The sequence below is a fragment of the Merdimmobilis hominis genome, assembly GCF_016901855.1.
GTDB lineage: Bacteria > Bacillota > Clostridia > Oscillospirales > Ruminococcaceae > Paludihabitans.
Genome location: NZ_JACJKY010000005.1, coordinates 14,826 through 33,327, shown reverse-complemented (window position 1 = coordinate 33,327; position 18,502 = coordinate 14,826). Strand labels below are relative to the sequence as shown.

General features: G+C 48.0%; 18 protein-coding genes. 9 read left to right on the top strand and 9 right to left on the bottom strand.

Features of this window, described 5'->3' with window-relative positions; genetic code table 11:
• Positions 1-148: 148 nt before the first annotated feature.
• From H6A12_RS04150 to H6A12_RS04140, 4 genes are all read right to left on the bottom strand, one after another.
• Positions 149-1,348: a hypothetical protein gene (locus H6A12_RS04150; RefSeq protein WP_204445078.1), complete on the bottom strand. Its 1,200-nt coding sequence runs from the start codon at positions 1,346-1,348 to the stop codon at positions 149-151.
• A gap of 16 nt (positions 1,349-1,364) precedes the next feature.
• Positions 1,365-1,496 (bottom strand): hypothetical protein, encoded by a 132-nt coding sequence (locus H6A12_RS13585; RefSeq protein WP_275955284.1) that lies wholly within the window; start codon positions 1,494-1,496, stop codon positions 1,365-1,367.
• A complete protein-coding gene (locus tag H6A12_RS04145; protein WP_204445076.1) occupies positions 1,493-1,957 on the bottom strand; it encodes an RNA polymerase sigma factor in 465 nt (154 codons plus the stop codon). The genes H6A12_RS13585 and H6A12_RS04145 overlap by 4 nt, the downstream gene beginning before the upstream one ends.
• Before the next feature lie 130 nt (positions 1,958-2,087).
• Complete coding sequence (locus H6A12_RS04140) at positions 2,088-3,209, bottom strand: uroporphyrinogen decarboxylase family protein (protein ID WP_204445073.1); 1,122 nt, start codon at positions 3,207-3,209, stop codon at positions 2,088-2,090.
• A gap of 198 nt (positions 3,210-3,407) precedes the next feature.
• Between H6A12_RS04140 and H6A12_RS04135 the strand changes: the two genes are divergently transcribed.
• From H6A12_RS04135 to H6A12_RS04110, 6 genes are all read left to right on the top strand, one after another.
• A complete protein-coding gene (locus H6A12_RS04135) occupies positions 3,408-3,995 on the top strand; it encodes a TetR/AcrR family transcriptional regulator (RefSeq protein ID WP_204445071.1) in 588 nt (195 codons plus the stop codon).
• A 179-nt stretch (positions 3,996-4,174) separates the two neighbouring features.
• Complete coding sequence (putP, locus tag H6A12_RS04130; protein WP_204445070.1) at positions 4,175-5,707, top strand: sodium/proline symporter PutP; 1,533 nt, start codon at positions 4,175-4,177, stop codon at positions 5,705-5,707.
• A 301-nt stretch (positions 5,708-6,008) separates the two neighbouring features.
• Complete coding sequence (locus tag H6A12_RS04125) at positions 6,009-6,707, top strand: hypothetical protein (protein WP_204445069.1); 699 nt, start codon at positions 6,009-6,011, stop codon at positions 6,705-6,707.
• Between the two features lie 121 nt (positions 6,708-6,828).
• Complete coding sequence (locus H6A12_RS04120; protein WP_204445068.1) at positions 6,829-7,824, top strand: hypothetical protein; 996 nt, start codon at positions 6,829-6,831, stop codon at positions 7,822-7,824.
• 34 nt (positions 7,825-7,858) lie between these two features.
• On the top strand, positions 7,859-8,575 hold the full coding sequence (locus H6A12_RS04115) for a hypothetical protein (RefSeq protein ID WP_204445067.1): 717 nt from the start codon (positions 7,859-7,861) through the stop codon (positions 8,573-8,575).
• Between the two features lie 23 nt (positions 8,576-8,598).
• A complete protein-coding gene (locus H6A12_RS04110) occupies positions 8,599-8,973 on the top strand; it encodes a PH domain-containing protein (RefSeq protein WP_204445065.1) in 375 nt (124 codons plus the stop codon).
• A gap of 91 nt (positions 8,974-9,064) precedes the next feature.
• On the opposite strand, the gene H6A12_RS04105 is transcribed toward H6A12_RS04110, so the two are convergent.
• The 3 genes from H6A12_RS04105 to H6A12_RS04095 form a co-directional block, all read right to left on the bottom strand.
• The gene (locus tag H6A12_RS04105) at positions 9,065-9,403 is read right to left on the bottom strand and encodes a TnpV protein (protein ID WP_204445063.1); all 339 of its coding nucleotides are present in this window, start codon (positions 9,401-9,403) and stop codon (positions 9,065-9,067) included.
• A gap of 145 nt (positions 9,404-9,548) precedes the next feature.
• A complete protein-coding gene (locus H6A12_RS04100; RefSeq protein ID WP_204445061.1) occupies positions 9,549-10,439 on the bottom strand; it encodes a polysaccharide deacetylase family protein in 891 nt (296 codons plus the stop codon).
• Between the two features lie 54 nt (positions 10,440-10,493).
• On the bottom strand, positions 10,494-12,104 hold the full coding sequence (locus H6A12_RS04095) for a peptidoglycan D,D-transpeptidase FtsI family protein (protein WP_204445058.1): 1,611 nt from the start codon (positions 12,102-12,104) through the stop codon (positions 10,494-10,496).
• A 193-nt stretch (positions 12,105-12,297) separates the two neighbouring features.
• On the opposite strand from H6A12_RS04095, the gene guaA reads away from it, so the two are divergent.
• The 3 genes from guaA (at position 12,298) to H6A12_RS04080 (ending at position 16,904) form a co-directional block, all read left to right on the top strand.
• Positions 12,298-13,833 carry a glutamine-hydrolyzing GMP synthase gene (gene guaA / locus H6A12_RS04090; RefSeq protein ID WP_204445054.1) on the top strand — a complete coding sequence of 512 codons (1,536 nt, stop codon included), beginning with the start codon at positions 12,298-12,300 and terminating at the stop codon, positions 13,831-13,833.
• 213 nt (positions 13,834-14,046) lie between these two features.
• A complete protein-coding gene (locus H6A12_RS04085) occupies positions 14,047-15,480 on the top strand; it encodes an MBOAT family O-acyltransferase (protein ID WP_345941221.1) in 1,434 nt (477 codons plus the stop codon).
• A 20-nt stretch (positions 15,481-15,500) separates the two neighbouring features.
• The gene (locus tag H6A12_RS04080; protein WP_204445049.1) at positions 15,501-16,904 is read left to right on the top strand and encodes an alginate O-acetyltransferase AlgX-related protein; all 1,404 of its coding nucleotides are present in this window, start codon (positions 15,501-15,503) and stop codon (positions 16,902-16,904) included.
• A 123-nt stretch (positions 16,905-17,027) separates the two neighbouring features.
• On the opposite strand, the gene H6A12_RS04075 is transcribed toward H6A12_RS04080, so the two are convergent.
• Together H6A12_RS04075 and H6A12_RS04070 are read right to left on the bottom strand one after the other, a co-directional pair.
• A complete protein-coding gene (locus H6A12_RS04075; RefSeq protein WP_204445047.1) occupies positions 17,028-18,053 on the bottom strand; it encodes a glycoside hydrolase family protein in 1,026 nt (341 codons plus the stop codon).
• Between the two features lie 120 nt (positions 18,054-18,173).
• A complete protein-coding gene (locus H6A12_RS04070) occupies positions 18,174-18,497 on the bottom strand; it encodes a hypothetical protein (RefSeq protein WP_204445045.1) in 324 nt (107 codons plus the stop codon).
• Positions 18,498-18,502: the final 5 nt, after the last annotated feature.

Here is an 18,502-nt window from a genome sequence, read left to right as displayed (position 1 = left end):
CAAAAAATTTACCAAAAATAATATCTAAATTTATTATAGCACTTTGGTGTTTGCGGTTCAAGTAAAATCAAGAATAATTGAAGCCGCCGGTCTGACATTCGGACAGACCGGCGACTGCAAAAAGACGATTCAATTAACAATTCAATTATTATAAAACGCAGTGATCGGCGTTGACCACCTTATTGCCAAGCATTCCTTTGAGCATATCGGCAATACTTGTCGCTTCATCCGAAATAGATGCCACATTTTTGCTTGCAAGCTCGATTGCACCGCGCTGTTTCGGTGTACAGGAGATCTGCGCACAATTTTCGATGGTCAGATTCGCCTGCTCGAGTTCTTCCGGTGTGATCGATTCATCCACCTGCACATGTGCGCAGTTGCGGATCGTCAGTCCATCCGATGAGGACGCAAGCATCGAGGGAGTAAGCCGCACGGTAACCTTGTTCTGCACCACACTGCCGCTTAACACCTCAATCTCGTCAAACACGCCGTCCACTTCGTCAAACGCTTCTGCCAGCGATGCAGGCAGTGTGACTGTGCCGGTCACATACACATACGAAAGTGATTCTAAAAACGGCGCGCTCTCCTCGTCGAGTGTCAAATCGCCGTCGATATACAAGCTTTTCCCGTATTTTTTCAGGAGTCTGCGGTCGAGTGTCACGTCCTTGTCCACATAGGTGCATCCATCCGGCACGACCGTCAGCTTTGCCTGCTCGTCAACGAGTGAAACGGCCGCTTCCGTATCCGATTCCGTGCAGACAAGCTCCGGTGTCACAAACTGCACGCCTTTTTGTGCGAGGGCACTGACATCGAGTTCCTTTGCGGTCAGAATGACTTTTTTGCGCACATAATAGCGTGCATTCTCCTTTGCCCGCAGGACAAATACACGATCGGGCACGAATATGCTGTCGAGCACGGTACAGTCGTCCGGATAGCTTTCGACCACACCGTTTACAGACACATCACCAAGGCTTCCCGTTAAGCTCTGCGGGCAGATCACGATGCCGTTTACGACAATTTTGCGGTACGCGTGCAGATCACAGCCCGGCTCGATCGTCATACATCCGTTTACGACGAGCAGCGTCGGTGTCTGCGGCACTTGTCCCGGATGGAGCGTGAATTTCCCGTTTTGTGTCGACACGGCGAGCTCTTCCTCTGTATCAAACGTGACGTCGCTGTTCATCACCACCGGATACCGCGCTAAAATCGCACGGCTTCTCTCATTCGTGAGCAGTACGTCCGCATTGAGGATGATCTGAGCATACCCCTCGAACGCGTCCTCTGCCATTTTGCGTGTGTCACACACATCGCTGTTGATGATATACGCTTTTCCTTCGATTCCTAACATGATTGCTCCTCCTTTTTTAATAAAACCGGATTTCCCGTTTGGTCAGTGTGTGGATGCGGTTTTGCTTGCACCGGACAGTAAGGTCCTGTACGGTCAGGTTTTCGCCAAATCCCAAATAATGACCGGTTTGTTTTGTTCTTCGTTTCATAAAAGACCCTCCATCTGCTGCTTTAATCGTTTGCGGGCAGCCGACAGCCGTGTCCGCACTGTTCCCGCCGGCATCGAAAACATCTCGGCTAACTCGTTTGACCGATAGCCGTATAAGTACCGCATGACAAACAGCACACGGTCCTGCTCCGGCAGGCACGAAAGCAGCGTTTCCATCTCCACGCGGGAAAACGACTCGTCCTCGACGGGAACCGGCGTGATCTCGTCGGTGAGTGATTCGCGCGCAGATTTGCGGATCTGATCGATGAACAGATGCTTTGCCGTGCGAAAAAGCCAGCTTTTTTGCTGTTTTTCTTCCATCGTACAAAGCTGTGCTTCGTGCTGCATCGCACGCAGAAACGTTTCCTGCGCAAGATCCTGCGCCTGTGCATCGTTTTGCGTCATCGTGCGGCAAAAGCTGAGTACACCTTGATACTGCTGATCAAGCAGTTCTTCGATCATGAACGCCACCTCCGTTTCCTTTGCGGTTTCATCTATAAAACGTTTGAGAGAGCAAAACTGTTTGCCTGTTTTTTAAAAAATTTTTCCGCGAAAGAAAAAAACCGCGCACCGGCGGGTTTTTTGCTGCTGTTTATTCTTCGATGCCCTGTTCGGCACGGATTTTTGCGTTATATTCATCGACGATTTTGCCGACCAAACGAACGCGCTCGATGTCGCCGGTCGAAGAAATCTCGTCGGAGATGCCAAGCACCAGATTCGGCGCAAACAGATCAAGGATCTTGTGCACACAGTCGACAAGTACTTCCTCCGGGAACTCCTCGTCAAAATAGACCGCCGGAATACCGTCGAGCAGGAACATATCGCCTAAGTGCTCATGCACTTCCTCGAGTGTAACATCGCCCTGCGGCTTCGGTGTGATCGCCTCGATGCCGTCCAAGCCTGTTTCGCGGTAAAATTCCATCAGGCCGCAGTTATCGCCGTCAAAGTGCGAGCAGATAAACTTGCCGGCTTTGTGCAGACGCTCACAGCGGAGCTTATACTCCGGCAGAACGTACTGCTCAAACAGCGACGGCGAGAGTGTACCGGAATGGATGTTGTCGCCGAAGTTGATGATGTTGATCGGCGATTCGTTGATCACATCAATCAGGCGAAAATGGCATTCACGCAGTGCGTCAAAATATGCTTCGACGGTTTCCGGATAGTCGATCGTTGCATAGACGGCTTCCTCAACACCCATCAGATCGATATACAGCCGCTGCATCGACACACGCGGCATAAAGATCGTCGGTGCGCCCAGGTCTCCCCACTCTGCCTGTACGCGGTCGAACACCTCCTGCGAAAACGCCCAGTTCGTGCGCTCTTCAATATAGGTAAAGATTTTTAAGTCCTCTTCGGAGCAGACCCACTCTTTTGTGACAAGCTTTGCCCAGCTCGACGGAGTGGTCTTTAACTGCTGTGTAACCGTGCCGAGCGGTGTTTCAAAGTAGTTTGTGCGGATGTTGCCCTCATCTTTAAAATAGGTGCGGATCGTGTCATCATACACCGGGTAGAAGCAGTCATTGTATTCATAAATACGTGCCGAGCAGCCGAGCTCGCGATAGATCTCCGGTTTTGTCATGCCCTCGTATTTTCCGGGCAATTTGCCGTCGGCAAACAGTTTATCGTCGATCCAGCACTGAATACGCGGCTGCCAGATCACCTGTCCGTGCGCACGTTTAAAGCACACATCCTCGTGCAGTTTTGCAAAATTCATGATGAAAACCTCTCTTTTCTTTCCGTGCCTGTTCCGGCAGCTGCCGGAAATTTGTTTTCATTGTAACAAAATCAATATGTAAACACAAGCAAAACCGCCCGTTTTTTCTTGGACGAATCTTTCAACATTTTGGCTCAAAGTTGACAAAGCACATGGTGTGCCGTATCATAAAAGCGAACGAAGCAAAGGAGCAGTGTCATGGCAAAAAAATCATCACGCAACACAAAGGGAAAAATCATCACAGCTGCATGGAAGCTGTTTTATGAACAGGGCTATGAGGACACGACCGTCGAGGAGATCATCGCCGAATCCGCAACGTCAAAAGGCTCGTTTTATCACTATTTCGAAGGCAAGGACGCCCTGCTCTCGTCGCTGTCTTACCTGTTCGACGAAAAATACGAGGAGCTGTCCGCCCGTTTTCCCGAGGGAATGCGTCCCTTTCAAAAGCTTTTGTGGCTCAATGAGGAACTGTTTTCAATGATCGAATCGCAGATTTCGCTCGACCTGCTCGCACGGCTTTATTCCTCTCAGCTCATCACCAAGGGCGAAAAGCACCTGCTCGACCACAACCGGTTTTACTATAAGCTTCTGCGCCAGATCATGCTCGAGGGTGTTTCCTGCGGCGAGCTGTCGGCGGAATTTTCCGTCAGCGAAATGGTGCGGTGCTATGCGATGTGCGAACGGGCACTGTTGTATGACTGGTGTATCTCGAGCGGTGACTATTCACTGTGCCGCTATGCCAAGACAATGATGCCGATTTTCTTGTCCGGATTTCGGTCAAAATAATCGCATTCATTTTCGTCAAAATATTCGTACAGTTTAAAAAACACAGGTTTTATCAGTATTTATACCGATTTTTAAATGAAATTTATAGACTGTCGTACAGACTTTGTTCTGTATTGCAGTCTATTTTTGTTTATGTTATACTGTCTTCATTGTTTACGAATTTAAAGGAGCAGAGTATTATGACGAGTGCACAGATCTATATGCTGATTGCGATTGCCGTCTATCTGGTCGGCATGCTTTTAATCGGCATCTGGTGTTCCAAAAAGAACAAAACAGCCGGTGACTTTTATTTGGGCGGCCGGAAATTAGGCCCGTTTGTCACGGCAATGAGCGCCGAAGCCTCCGACATGAGCAGCTGGCTTTTGATGGGACTTCCGGGACTTGCATATTTGACAGGCGTTGCCGACGCCGGCTGGACCGCAATTGGATTGGCAGTCGGTACCTATGTGAACTGGCTGATCGTTGCAAAACGGCTTCGCCGTTATTCGAAAATCGCAAACGATTCGATCACCATTCCCGACTTTTTCAAAAATCGTTACCGCGACAACAGCCGGACACTGCTTTGCTTGTCTGCACTTGTCATTCTTGTCTTTTTTGTGCCGTACACGGCGTCGGGCTTTGCCGCATGCGGAAAGCTGTTTTCGAGCCTGTTTGGCATTGACTATTTCTGGGCGATGGTATTAAGCGCCGTCGTCATCGTCGGTTATACCATCACCGGCGGATTTTTAGCTGCAAGCACCACCGACTTCATCCAAAGCATCGTCATGACTGTGGCGCTGTTTGTGGTCGTCGGGTTCGGCGTTTCGGTTGCCGGAGGATTTGAGGCTGTGTTTGAAAACGCAAAATCTCTCCCAGGGTATTTAAGCATGACCGCCACCTATTCTCCTGCTTCCGGCGCCGCACAATCGTATCCGATTTTAAACATCATCTCCACATTTGCATGGGGACTCGGCTATTTCGGCATGCCGCATATTCTTCTGCGCTTCATGGCAATTGACGACGAGAAAAAACTCCCGCTCTCCCGCCGGATCGCTTCCGTTTGGGTTGTCATCACATTGGCAGTCGGTGTTTTGATCGGCGTCATCGGCGTTTCGATGACTTCCGTCGGCGCACTCCCGGTGCTCGACGGCACTTCCTCGGAAACCATCGTCATCAAAATTGCCGATCTGTTGAGTAAAAACGGTGTGATCGCCGCACTGCTCGCCGGCACAATTTTGGCAGGCATTCTCGCTTCGACCATGTCCACCGCCGATTCGCAGCTTTTGGCTGCATCGTCGAGTATGTCGGAAAACCTGTTAAAAGGTGTATTCGGCTTGAAACTCTCCGAGAAAAAAACAATGCTCACTGCACGACTGACACTTGTCGTGATCGCGGTGATCGCGATGTTCATCGCGCAGGACCCGAACAGCTCCGTCTTTGGCATTGTATCATTTGCATGGGCAGGATTCGGTGCATCGTTCGGCCCGGTCATGCTGTTCTCACTCTTCTGGAAATGCACCACCCGCTGGGGTGCGCTTGCCGGAATGCTCTCGGGCGGTGCGATGGTCTTTATCTGGAAATTCCTTTTAAGCCCGCTGGGCGGTGTCTTCGCAATTTATGAACTGCTGCCGGCATTTTTGACCGCCTGCATCCTGATTGTTGTCGTGAGCCTTTTGATGAAAGCGCCCGACAAAGAAATCATCGCGGAATTTGAAGCCGCAGCACAAAAATAACGTTTCACTCCATTTTTTATAAAACACAAGACAGTGGTGCTGTCTTGTGTTTTTTTGTATGAGAACGGCCTGCCCTTTTGAAAAGTCAAAAGAAAAGTGGAGAAATCATACAAACCGGCGCGTGATTTTTGTACATTCAAAATTCAAAAGAAAACGCAGAAGAATTGACAGAAAATATATTGCATATTACAATAAAAGTATAAGAAACATTGTAAAAAATGGGGGGTGAATCCGATGCACAGTACACGTTTTTCCACTGATTTTTGCAAGCAACTGCTTATCAAAGAAAGGAGGCGGCTGTATGAACCTTCGCGCATGGATCAAAGCCAAACGGTTTATTCTGGCTGTCATTGCGGCGCTTGTCGTCGGATTCATACTGGGCGGCGGATTTTTCGTTACACTGTCCGCCGTTTCTGCACCGGGTCCGATGCACATCGATGATCTCACTGCACTCGCCCGCAATATCGCCAATCAGTACAAAGAAAAAAATATCGTGACAGATCCGCAGCTGCTGACAGCGCCCGCATATACTTCACTGTTTACAAACACCTTTGGCGCAAACGGAAAGGTGTATGAATATTCCTGCGGCCTGCAGTCCGCCGACGGCGAAGTCGTCCACATTTTCAGCAAACTGACCGGCATTGATGCCGACGGTGACGATATTGTTGATGTTCTTGAGTTTTCGTTTACGCCCGCATCTTCAAACCCGAGAATTTCCAACACCTCACACGATCTCGCACGCTGGCTGATTGAATCGTTTTCATCGCTTGATGCAAACGAATTGTGGACCCCAGGCAAATATGCGCCCAACTGGGAGATCAGCGAACCGGTTTCGTCCGATCTCTACAACGGCACTGCACATTCACTGCTTAAGACCAACGCGGACAGCTGTGTTTTGCTTTATGAAACACTCTCCGACACCTCCGAAACAGTGATCATGATTTGTCTGACGCCCGGTAAGCTGCTTACCATCGCTGACTTTTCATCATTCACACCGTAACCGCATCGATCTATTCAAAAAAAGCAGGCAAAATCCAAAAAATCACTGGATTTTGTTTGCTTTTTCTTTATTTTTTTGTATAATAAGAATAACAGAAACCCAATACAAAGAAGGTGTTTTCATGAAAACCTGTCTGTTTTGCCAAACCCCTGTGGAAGACAACGTATCTCACTGCCCTGCCTGCGGTGCAGCAATCCCGTCTGATTTCGCTTATTCCTCATCTGCACCCGAGGATGCACCGGCGCAAACACCGCCGCCCGTGCCGAATGCAGTGTCTTTTGACAAACAGCCCGCTTTTGCAGAGGAAGATGTGACAAAACCATTCGTCACGCCGCCCAAAGTGGATGTGGACGATTCACCCAACGAGCAATCTTCTGAAATCCCTCCTGTCCAGGCAGAAGAATCCACGCAAAAGCCGCATCGCTTCAAACAGCTTTTCGCGGCGCTGGTTTCATACCGCCGCCGGATTTTCGCGCTTGCAATCGCGTTTGTTGTCGGCGTTGCAGCAGGAGCCGGCAGCTTTTTGCTGATTTCACACGTCCAAAAGCCGCCTGCTGTCACTGTGACTTCGCTGGAATCGATGGCCGACCAGATTGCCGAACAATATGCAGCGCTCATCCCCGAAGAGGACAGCGACAAATATTCTCTGTATATTGATGAACAGGAAACCTCGTCTTCGTATGATTCACGCCAATCATACATCTATACCTTTATTGGGCGCCAACAAGCTGTTTCCTATGAATATGCATACGGCAGCTTCGTCGGAAGCGACTATAACGAAGACGGCATTATGGATAGCATCACCTTCACGTTCCCATATTCCAGCGCAGTGAACAATGAAGAATCGCAGACTTTTTACCGTGTATTTGCTGCACTGGTTGAAAAGCTCACGCCGTTTGACCCGTACGAGATCTGGACACCGGGACAAGCGCAGCCGAACTGGGATCTTGACATGCAGACGGAAGACTCACCCGATGTCACTTCGCCGCGCTCCATGCGCTTGACGAGTGATACCTGCTATTTTTCGATGTACCATGAATATACAGGCAGTCTCGATATGGTCGTAAATCTGCATTTGGATCCGCAGGTGATGTTTGCAAATGCGTGGCTGTACTGAGCAGTTTATATCCACAAAAAGGAGATGATTCCTCTTGGATAATGCGATCATTCAAACCCCTAAGCCAAAACGCCGATGGCTGGCTCTCCTTACTGCTGTACTCTTGCTGATCGCATTGATGACGGGCATTTTCGTGTTTTTGCGGCAGACAGTCTTTTCTGTGCGCACGCTTAAAAACACACGCCGCATGTCCGAAACAATCACTGCCATGTATGACGATGCGCTCGCCGGTTCCGACAAAACAGTTCGTGCCGAATCATCGAAATCGTTTCGCCGTACGGAGCGGCAGGAACAGTACATATTTTATATTTCGCCAAAGGATGAAGCTGCCATCAGCAGCTCCATCAGCGAGATGAACGCGATTTTCTTGTATACCGACACTGCATACGACCAAACGGTCGATATGGTCACGTTCTGGTTCCCGTTTGAAGAAGTCGATATTGTTGATGCAGATGCACCCGGCGGTTCACTCCAATGCCGGATTGTACACGAACTCATTCGCACATACACTTCATTTGACCCAAACGAAGTCTGGTCTCCCGACGAAGCCGAACCGAACTGGGGTCACACCAATCTGTCGCCGGACAGTCCGTTTCTGCCCGAAGAAGGCGTTTCCGCCGTTTCTCTGCGCGACGGTTCATGCCTGCTTCATCTTTCAAAAAACGAATTTACTGCGCAGTCATTTTCACTGACAATTTTGTATGATCCCGAATCACAGCTCTCCTCGGATATTTCTGAGGAAGCGTCATAACACAAAAAGGAGTGTATTTTTCCATGATTGATTTTGAAAATCCCCAGTTTATCCGTTTAAAACAAACAGACAACGACACCTATGAAAAACTGCTTCTGCCGCTCCTCATCGACGGAGAAGACATCGTTTCCACGTATCAGGGTACGCGCGACGGCATTGTTTTTACAAACAAGCGCATCATCGCCATCAATATTCAGGGCATTACCGGCAAGAAAAAAGACATTACCTCCATGCCCTACAGCAAAATTCAAACGTATTCGGTGGAAACATCGGGGGTGTTTGATCTGGATGCAGAGCTTTCGCTTTATTTTTCGACCATCGGAAAAATCCGGTTTGAATTTTCGGGTTCGTGCGATATGGCACGCATCTGCCGTATCATTTCAAATTATGTGCTTTAATGCTCGGTATACAAAAAAGCCGGCTGCGGAAACATCCACAGCCGGCTTTTTATATGGGGAAAAATGAAATGAAAAAAACACGAAACATCCATCATACAGGGCGGCGCAGTTCGCGCGAAATCACTTCGTCCGCGGCCTCCGCCAAAATGTTCATATGTGCGGCAACCTCCAAAAAACTGCTCGTTTTCGGACGAGGGAATTTTTGTTCGAGCGCCTGCACAAGGCTTAATTTTAATTCTGTCAGCTCCTGCTCACGCAGATAGATCGTGCGCATCAGTGTGCCGGATAATAAAAGCTTCCAGTAACGGTCGGGATAGTCATTTTTCATCATACGCAAAATCTCCATGCCGTAATAGCCAAGCGGCTTCGGAAGCTCTTCCGGTTCGAGTACGACAGTCGGAAGCGACAGGGGATTTGTTCTTGCAGTCATTTGTTCTTCTCCTTTGGTCGATGACAAAGCGGTGTCATCCGATGATTGTTCGGTCGTCCTTTGGTACATCTTTATTGTACAAAACCTTTGTGAACAAACCATAAACCTGTCATCTCGGATTTGTATTTCTTCTGTAAATCCCATTTTACAATTCACCCATCGAAATCCCCATCTTTTTAAAAAATGTGCGTGTGTCATACCGGTGCGCGCGGTTAAACCGGCCGAGTATCAGCGGCAGTTCGCTGTTTTCCCTCACGGTCGAAACCTTTTCCTCACAGCCAAACAGCAGTGTAAACCCAAGTTCTTTTAAGACCGGCACACTTTCCTTTGAAATGGCGCCGAACGGATATGCAAACAGTGTGGGTGTTTGATTTAAATGCTGTGCGCACAAGTCGTTCATGTGCGTAAGATCGTCATACAGCATCGTCTGATACGTTTGCGCATCCTCGCCGGGCATTTTCCCCGCGCCTTTCCGCGTGCCGTTTTTTCCGTCGCCGTGCAGGTGATACGTATGGCTCGCAAGCTCAAACACACCGCTTTCAAGCATTTCGGAAAGCTCCGTCCAGCCCACATTCGCATAGTTTACATGACGCGGCTCGTTCGGATCGGAAAACTGCTCGGTGTACACGCCGACCGGCGCAATCACGGCACACATCTCATACATTTTAAGCAGCGGATACGCGTAGACATAGGTGCTCAAAAACGCATCGTCAAACGTAATCATGACGGCTTTTTCCGGCAGTGCTTTCCCCCCTTTCACAAATGCAAGCACCTGCGCAGACGAAACGGTCTGATAGCCTGCCTGTTTTAAAAATGAGAGATCCGATTCAAACTGCGCAGGTGAAATCACATAATCGCCGAGCCTTGCCGCCGACTCCGAAATGTGATGATACATCAAAACCGGCAGACAAACACCTTCCTCCAACTGGGCAGCCGCCGGCACAAACAGCTGTGTACGATCAAGCAGTGTGCATCCGACAAGCAGAAAAACCGCCAGCACCACAGACGATAGTTTTTGGTAAACCCTCCGTTTCAACCGCTCTCCCCCTTTTCCCACTGTTACTATATGCACGCACTGCGGATTTCTTTCCTATTCCTGCGGGGGACGGTATGTCATTTGATCGACAATTTCCCGAAACGTATTCGATGCATCCTTTGCACCGTTTTCGGCATCCTCGCACAGCACCGCCATCACATAAGAGGGATTCTCCGCCGGAAAAAATCCCACGAACCAGCCCTCCACAATCTCCTCGCCGTTTTCATGAAATCGTCCGGTCTGCGCTGTGCCTGTTTTTCCGCCGGCAGACACCACCTTCGGACGTGCCGCGTGTGATTCAACACCCATGACTGTGTAGACAAGCGCTTCCTTGACAGCATCTGCCGTTTCTTTGCGCATTGCCTGTGTGGGGACGGGATCATCCGCAGGCGTATCGACAAGCTTGCCGGAAACGGTCGTCCCTTCGACCAAGGATGCAGGCGTCATCGCACCACCCGACACAAACGCATTCATCATCTGGGCAAGCTGTACCGGCGTGGCGGCAAACTGTCCTTGTCCAAACGAAAAGTTGGCAAGCTGGCCTTTGTTTTCGAGTGTTTGCACGGCAGGCAATGTGCCGTCATCGGACGAAAATCCCGGTGCGAACACGGTCGGTTTTCCGAACGAAAGATCCTCTGCCATCGCACGGAGCCCATACGGCGAAAGCTGCTGACCGATCGAAATAAAATACGGGTTGCAGCTTCCTGCCATTGCATTTTGAAAATCGAGCACGCCCTGACCTTCGCGGTGGAAGCAGTGAAACACCGTATCGCCGACCGTAATGCTTCCCGTACAGCAAAAATCAGCGGGAAGCAAAACACCCTGTGTGAGTGCGGCCGCCGCCACTGCCGACTTGAATGTGGAACCGACGCTGTAAGAGGAAAACGCGCGGTTTAAAAGCGGTGCGCCTTCTTCATCTGCCATGGCGTCCTCCACATTGTTCGGATCAAATGTGGGAAAGCTTGCACATGCGCGCAGCTTTCCTGTTCCCGCCTCCATGAGCACAACTGCCCCTTTTGTAAGCATCCGGCTTCCGACCTCTTCCACAATCGTCTGGAGCCGGCGGTCTATCGTTAAAACGACGCCCTCTACGGCTTCTTCGCTGAGTGTCCGATCGGGCAAAATGCCAAGAATCGGATTGCCGCGGGCATCGAGTGTAAACGATACCGAATCGGCGCCGTATCCGCTTAGCAGCTCGTCATACGCCTGCTCAATGCCGGTCATTCCCACACCATCGCGGTTTACATATCCGATAATATGCGGCGCGCACGACTGTGTGCCATAGCGCACAGTCTGTGTAAGCGTTGCCGTCTGCACAAGATCGTCCACCGAATCGGACACCGGTGTTAAAAACGGGGTTCCGTTTGACCACTGCTCGGCGCGTGTGGCCGCATCCGACAAAAACCGCCCGTCCGACCACACGGCTTCCTTGTTTTGGTCGCAGGGCGCAACCGCCGCGAACAGCTGCTGCTCATTGTTTACAAGCGGGCGCATTTTCGTGTCGTAGATCATGCCGCGCGTCGGTGTGACCGAAAGCGTCTTGCTTGACTGGCGTGCCGATACCGCCTCAAGCGACAAATCCGTGCTCAGCGATCCGGTTCGCACAAACACCATGCAAAACAGTCCGCAGAACAGGCAAAAGATCCGAATCATTCGTTTTTTCATTCCGCTTTCCTCTTTCTATACCGAATTTCACAGATTTATTGTTTCCGATTTTTTGAAATCTAAACATTTTGGCAAAATGCATGTACAAGATGGCGTGAATGCTTGAAAAACGGCGGAAAACGTGGCAAAATAAAAGCAAAATCTATTTTTAAGAAGCGGAAAACGTTTCCCGAAAAGAACACAGGAGGTATTTATGAAAAACGAACTGGTTTTGGTGATTGATTTCGGCGGTCAGTACAACCAGCTGATTGCACGCCGCGTGCGTGAATGCCATGTGTACTGCGAAGTCATTCCGTACACCCAGGCAACAGCTGCAGAGATTCAAAAACGGCATCCGATCGGCATTATTTTTACCGGCGGTCCGAACAGTGTGTATGAAGAAGGTGCGCCGAAAATCGAGCGCGAAGTGTTCTCGCTCGGTATTCCGGTACTCGGCATCTGCTACGGCGCACAGCTGATGGCACATGTCTTAGGCGGTACAGTCAAAACTGCCGAAACACGCGAATACGGCAAGACCAACACGTTTTTCACACCGGACTGCAAGCTTTTCTCCGGTCTGCCGCAGGAAGCCATCACATGGATGAGCCACACCGACTATATCGCAGCGCTTCCGGAAGGCTTCCGCAGCACTGCACATACCGCAGACTGTCCGGTTGCAGCAATGGACTGCGCTGAGAAAAACCTGTATGCAATGCAGTATCATCCGGAAGTGCTCCACACCGAAAACGGCACTGCAATGCTTAAAAACTTCCTGTATGAAGTGTGCGGCGTGTCCGGCGACTGGACGATGGGCAACTATGCACAGCGCGCGATTGAAGAAATCCGCACCCGTGTCGGCGACGGCAAAGTTCTGCTTGCTCTTTCCGGCGGTGTTGACTCCTCCGTTGCAGCAGCGCTGCTTGCAAAAGCTGTCGGCAGCCAGCTGACCTGCATTTTCGTTGACCACGGCCTGATGCGCAAAAACGAAGGTGACGAGGTTGAAGCTGCATTCTCGAAATGGGACATCAATTTTGTCCGCGTCAATGCACAGGAGCGTTTCCTGTCGCGCCTTGCCGGTGTAAACGAGCCGGAGAAAAAACGCAAAATCATCGGCGAGGAGTTTATCCGCGTATTCGAAGATGAAGCGAAAAAAATCGGCCGTGTCGATTTCCTGGCACAGGGCACAATTTATCCGGATGTCATTGAATCGGGCGCCGGCGATGCTGCTGTCATCAAGAGCCACCACAACGTAGGCGGTCTGCCGGACTATGTTGATTTCAAAGAGATCATTGAGCCGCTGCGCCTGCTGTTCAAAGACGAAGTACGTGCACTCGGCACAGAGCTTGGTCTTGCAGATTATCTCGTATGGCGTCAGCCGTTCCCGGGTCCGGGTCTTGCCATCCGTATTCTCGGGGAAATCACTGCTGAAAAAGTTGCAATCCTGCAGGATGCAGACTACATCTTCCGCGAGGAAGTGGCAAATGCACACTTGGACCGCGACATTCACCAGTATTTCGCTGTTCTTACGAATATGCGTTCGGTAGGCGTCATGGGTGACGAGCGCACATATGATTATACACTCGCACTGCGCGGTGTCACAACAACCGACTTTATGACAGCAGATTTTGCACGTATTCCGTACGACCTGCTCCAGAAGGTCAGCAGCCGCATCATCAACGAAGTCGGCTCGATCAACCGCATCGTTTACGACATCACAAGTAAACCGCCGGCAACCATCGAGTGGGAATAAAACGAATATTTTGATATTCAAAAAGCGAACTGATATGATTCAGTTCGCTTTTTTATCGATGCAGACTCTTTCGAAGAATAGCGATACATTTACAATTTGTTTTTTATATGCTAAACTGATAAAGATATATACCAAACAGCATATAAGGGGGAGCCGTATGGTTTTTACAACACAAATCTTTTTGTTTGTCTTTTTTCCGATCTGCAAACATATATGTTTGCAGATCGGCTGTCTTGTATTAAGAAACTGCAGTGGTTATTTGACAAACTGCGTATAAAAGATATCATTCTGATTGTTTTCAGTTTAGGCTTTTATATGTGGTCATCGTTTGATAATGTATTTCGGCTTATTTTTTATATTTTTGTTGTTTACTTATTGGGACTATGGATTCAAACTGTAAAATCAAAAGGATACTATTTTAGCATTCACCAATCCCAAACGTCTGAAAAACGGATATATTTTTGCTTGATTCCATTGATCATCGCCGTTTCTCTCATCACTTTCTGCTTGATTTACTTCAACTACTCCAATTTCCTCATTGATTGTTGGAACAAGGTGTTTGGCGATAACATCGGTGCAAAATCATTGGTTGCACCAATCGGTATTTCGTTCCTTACCTTCTCCGCAATTTCATATTTAACAGATATTTATCGCGGTCATGCAACAGCAGGAAGTTTCATTGACTGTACACTGTATTTATCTTTCTTCCCAAAAATTATTTCCGGTCCGATTGTTTTGTGGAAAGACTTTCAGACACAAATCAAAACCAGATCTTTGTCTTTAAACGCAAATACAGACGGTTTAAACCGCACTATGATTGGATTTGCTAAAAAAATTATATTGGCGGATTCATTTGGTGCATGCCTTGCGCAAATTCCTGCATCAAACATGGATCAAATCACTGCGTTTGGCACACTGATTTTATATATGCTTCAGATTTATTATGACTTTTCCGGATATTCTGATATCGCAATCGGCATCGCAAAACTGTTTGGTTTTGAATTTAAAGAAAACTTCAATTTCCCATATCGTTCTACATCGATTTCGGAATTTTGGCGTCGCTGGCATATTTCATTGGGTACATGGTTTCGCGAATACGTTTATATTCCGCTGGGCGGCAGCCGTGCAGGTCAACGAAACACACTGCGCAACTTAGCGGTTGTATTTGCACTGACCGGTATTTGGCACGGTGCAGGCTGGAACTATATCTTATGGGGATTTATCAATGGCGCATTTGCTGTGACAGAACGTGTTGTTCAAAAAAAGAAATTTTATATCAAAACGCCCAAAGCTGTAAAATACACCGTCACTATGATTGTTGTCATGCTGTTCTGGCAGTTATTCCGATTCCAAGAGATTTCTGACGTGGTGACAGTACTCGGTGCGCTGTTTGGTGCAACACCGGCAAACAGTATCCCCTATACCTGGCAGTACTATTTTGATGCACGGATCATCCTGTTTGCCGTCATTGGCATTTTGGGCGCAACACTGCTCGGATCACCAAAACTCATCACATGGTATCGTAAAATTGCCGCAGCAAAAATCGGATATCTCCTGCAGGAGCTTGTACTGCTTGCCTTGTTTGTTATCGCGATCTTGTTTATGATCAATTCCACCTACAGTCCGTTTATCTATTTTCAATATTAAATAAGGAGAAGGAGAGACTGATGAAATTTATAAAAGTTTTCATGACAATTATATTTTCGATGATTATTCTTATACCGATTGTTACGTTTAACTTTACTCCTAACACTTCTTCGGAAATTGATAATCGAATGCTGACGGAAAATCCGTTTTCTAAAGAATCACTGGAAAGCGGCGTTGATTTGACAGCAACGATTGAAAACTATGTGAATGACCGAATCGGTTTTCGCGACGAGATGATTCTGGGCTATACCGTATTAAACGATAAATTGTTTGGAAAAATGGTTCATCCAAACTATTCCTACGGAAAAGACGGCTATGTATTTGGCGCAGGTCTGACAACAACCGCAAATCCATATTCCGATTTTCATGAAGCATTTGCCGATATGGTGAAAGAAATCCAGGATTATTGCACATTCAGAGGCACACCATTCTTGTTTGTCTTAAATCCTGCAAAACCTGCTGTCCTGTCCGAATATATTCCGGATGGTATCAATTATGATCGTTCGTGGGTCGATCAATTTTTGGCTGCACTCGACGAAAGAGAAGTGCGATATGTAGACAACACACAGACCCTTCGAGAAAAGACCGAACAGGGCGAAGTCGTTTTTAACCAAAAATATGATGCAAACCACTGGAATGACCTAGGCGCTTATTATGGTACAAATGCAATGCTGTCTGTATTGCAGAATGACTTTTCAACCATTCAGTTAAATGATCTTTCAGATTTTACGGTTTCGCAAACACTTGAAACTTCACTTCCTGTTTCTCAATTTCCAATCAACGAATTGGTTCCCAGTATCGATCTCCATTTAGACGATCTCATCTCAAAAACATCTGCTTTTCAGGAAGAACTGCAAATGCATCCTTCTTATCAGACATTTGGATATTATCAAAACCCGGATAAAATGCAGGAAGGTGCTCCAAAGGCATTGGTTTTTCAAGGAAGCTATATGAACAAATTCGGATATAAATATTTAGCGAATGCGTTTGGCGAATATATTCATATCCATGACTATCAAAACGTTTTGGATTTTCCGTACTATTATAATATTTTTAAACCGGACTGTGTCATTTTTGAAGTTGCAGAATACACCTTTACAAACACCTATTTTGATTATGAAGGTATGACACAATTTAACCCAAATCCGCCGCTTGATGTTATGGATACATTGGAAATCTCTAAAACAGAGCAGGCTTTGCCGACAGAACAAATTTCAGTTGAGCAGGGAACGCAATTAACAAAGATTTATTGGAATACAGATCTTTATTATGAATACGTCTGGCTCTCTTTGGGTACAGAAACATATGATATGAAGGAAACAGAAAACGGATATGAAGTCACCCTGCTGACACAGCAGTATGATCCTGATGCGAAAATAGAAATTGTCGCATATGATTCAGAGAAATTCATGATCTATCAATAAAAAGGCGCACACGAAAAAACAGCGAACTGATATGATTCAGTTCGCTTTTTTATTTTCTAATATACATTCGCTCTTATCCTGCGCAATGTACGTATCTTTTGAAACCTTTTCAATTAGTTTGCATTATGTCAGCCCAATCACCATATTCCATGTATGTGAAAACTGATACGGCTGTTCGCCGTCACCGGTCGCCAGATACAAATGTGTCGGCTTGCCATCCTGCAGAAGCAGAAACGGCCGCTCTAAGTTACACTGGGTGGTCGTCGTGCCGTCATCCCACGAAACTGTTCTGCTGTATGCTTTCGGGCTGTCCGCAAATGTCCAGTGAATGCAGTCATCACTCTCACCGTACAGTCCGGCACCCCACTCTCCGCAGATACCGCCGCTCTCGTTTTTAAAATCATCTTTGATCAGCAGCCGGAATTTGTTGTCCTCATACCACAAATACGGGTCCTCCAGGTGGAAATCCGGATTTTCGAGCGAAAAAATCGGCTCTTCACAAATACGCTCAAACGGGCCGTCCGGACACGGTGCCCGGGCCACACCGATTTGCAGTGTCGCATTCGCATAACTGCGGGATTTATAGAGCATGTAGGTCGTACCGTCCGGCAAAATCGCCACAGCCGGATTGGTGGTTGCCGTACAGTCCCAATGGGAACAGTCCCGCGGCAAAAGCAGCGGTGTATCACGCCGCTCCCACGGGCCAAAGACCGATTTCGATGTGGCAAGTCCGATGCGCTTATTATTCCACACCTCGATAAACCGTGCCGGCGAAATCTCATCCATATACGCAGGGATCGGTCCGCCGAACGTCGTCCCCATATAGTAAAGATAATACGTTCCGTTCCAATAGCGGATATACGGATTATGCGTGTTCATACCGTCAAAAAATTCCCTTCCGCGCCGATCGAGCACGGTTTCCTCCAGTGTAAACGGTCCTTCCGGCGTATCACTCGATGCGCGCACAATCCGGCAGTTAAAGAGCCAGTTATTGCCGAAACCTAAGCGTTTGTCCCAGTATGAGGCGAACATATGAAACCGGCCGTCCTCCCCTTTTACCACACTGCCGCACCAGATCATTGCGTTTTCGTCATAAAAGCCGCCGCCTTTTATCGCTTTGCCCAGCCGTTTCTGAATCGGATTTTTCATTTGTATCTCCCCTTCTCTGTTGTTTTCCCCATTATAAAATACGGATGCGTAAAAAACAAGTTTTGATGCAAACAAAAACACCCCCGTGTACTACCACACGGGGGTGTCGTTACAGCCGAATTATTCGGAAATCGCTGCCTGTGCTTCTCTCTGTTTGTCCAGACGAACGTTGCGGAAGTAGAGCGCCACGTCGATGGAAATTTCAACGAAGTTTAATACATAGAAGAACCAGCCGAGATAGAACAGCCAGTTTTCATTGCCGCCGCTCTCCGCAAACAGCATGAATTTACGGACAATACCAAAGATGTAGCCGATCAGCAGGAAAATCTCGAAGAACAAGCTTTTTCCTTTTGCGGTACGCGAAATCCACGATTTGCGGATCGAAATCGGCCACGACAAGCCAAAGCACAGAATCATCAGTGCTTCCAATAAATCAGTGATCATAATTC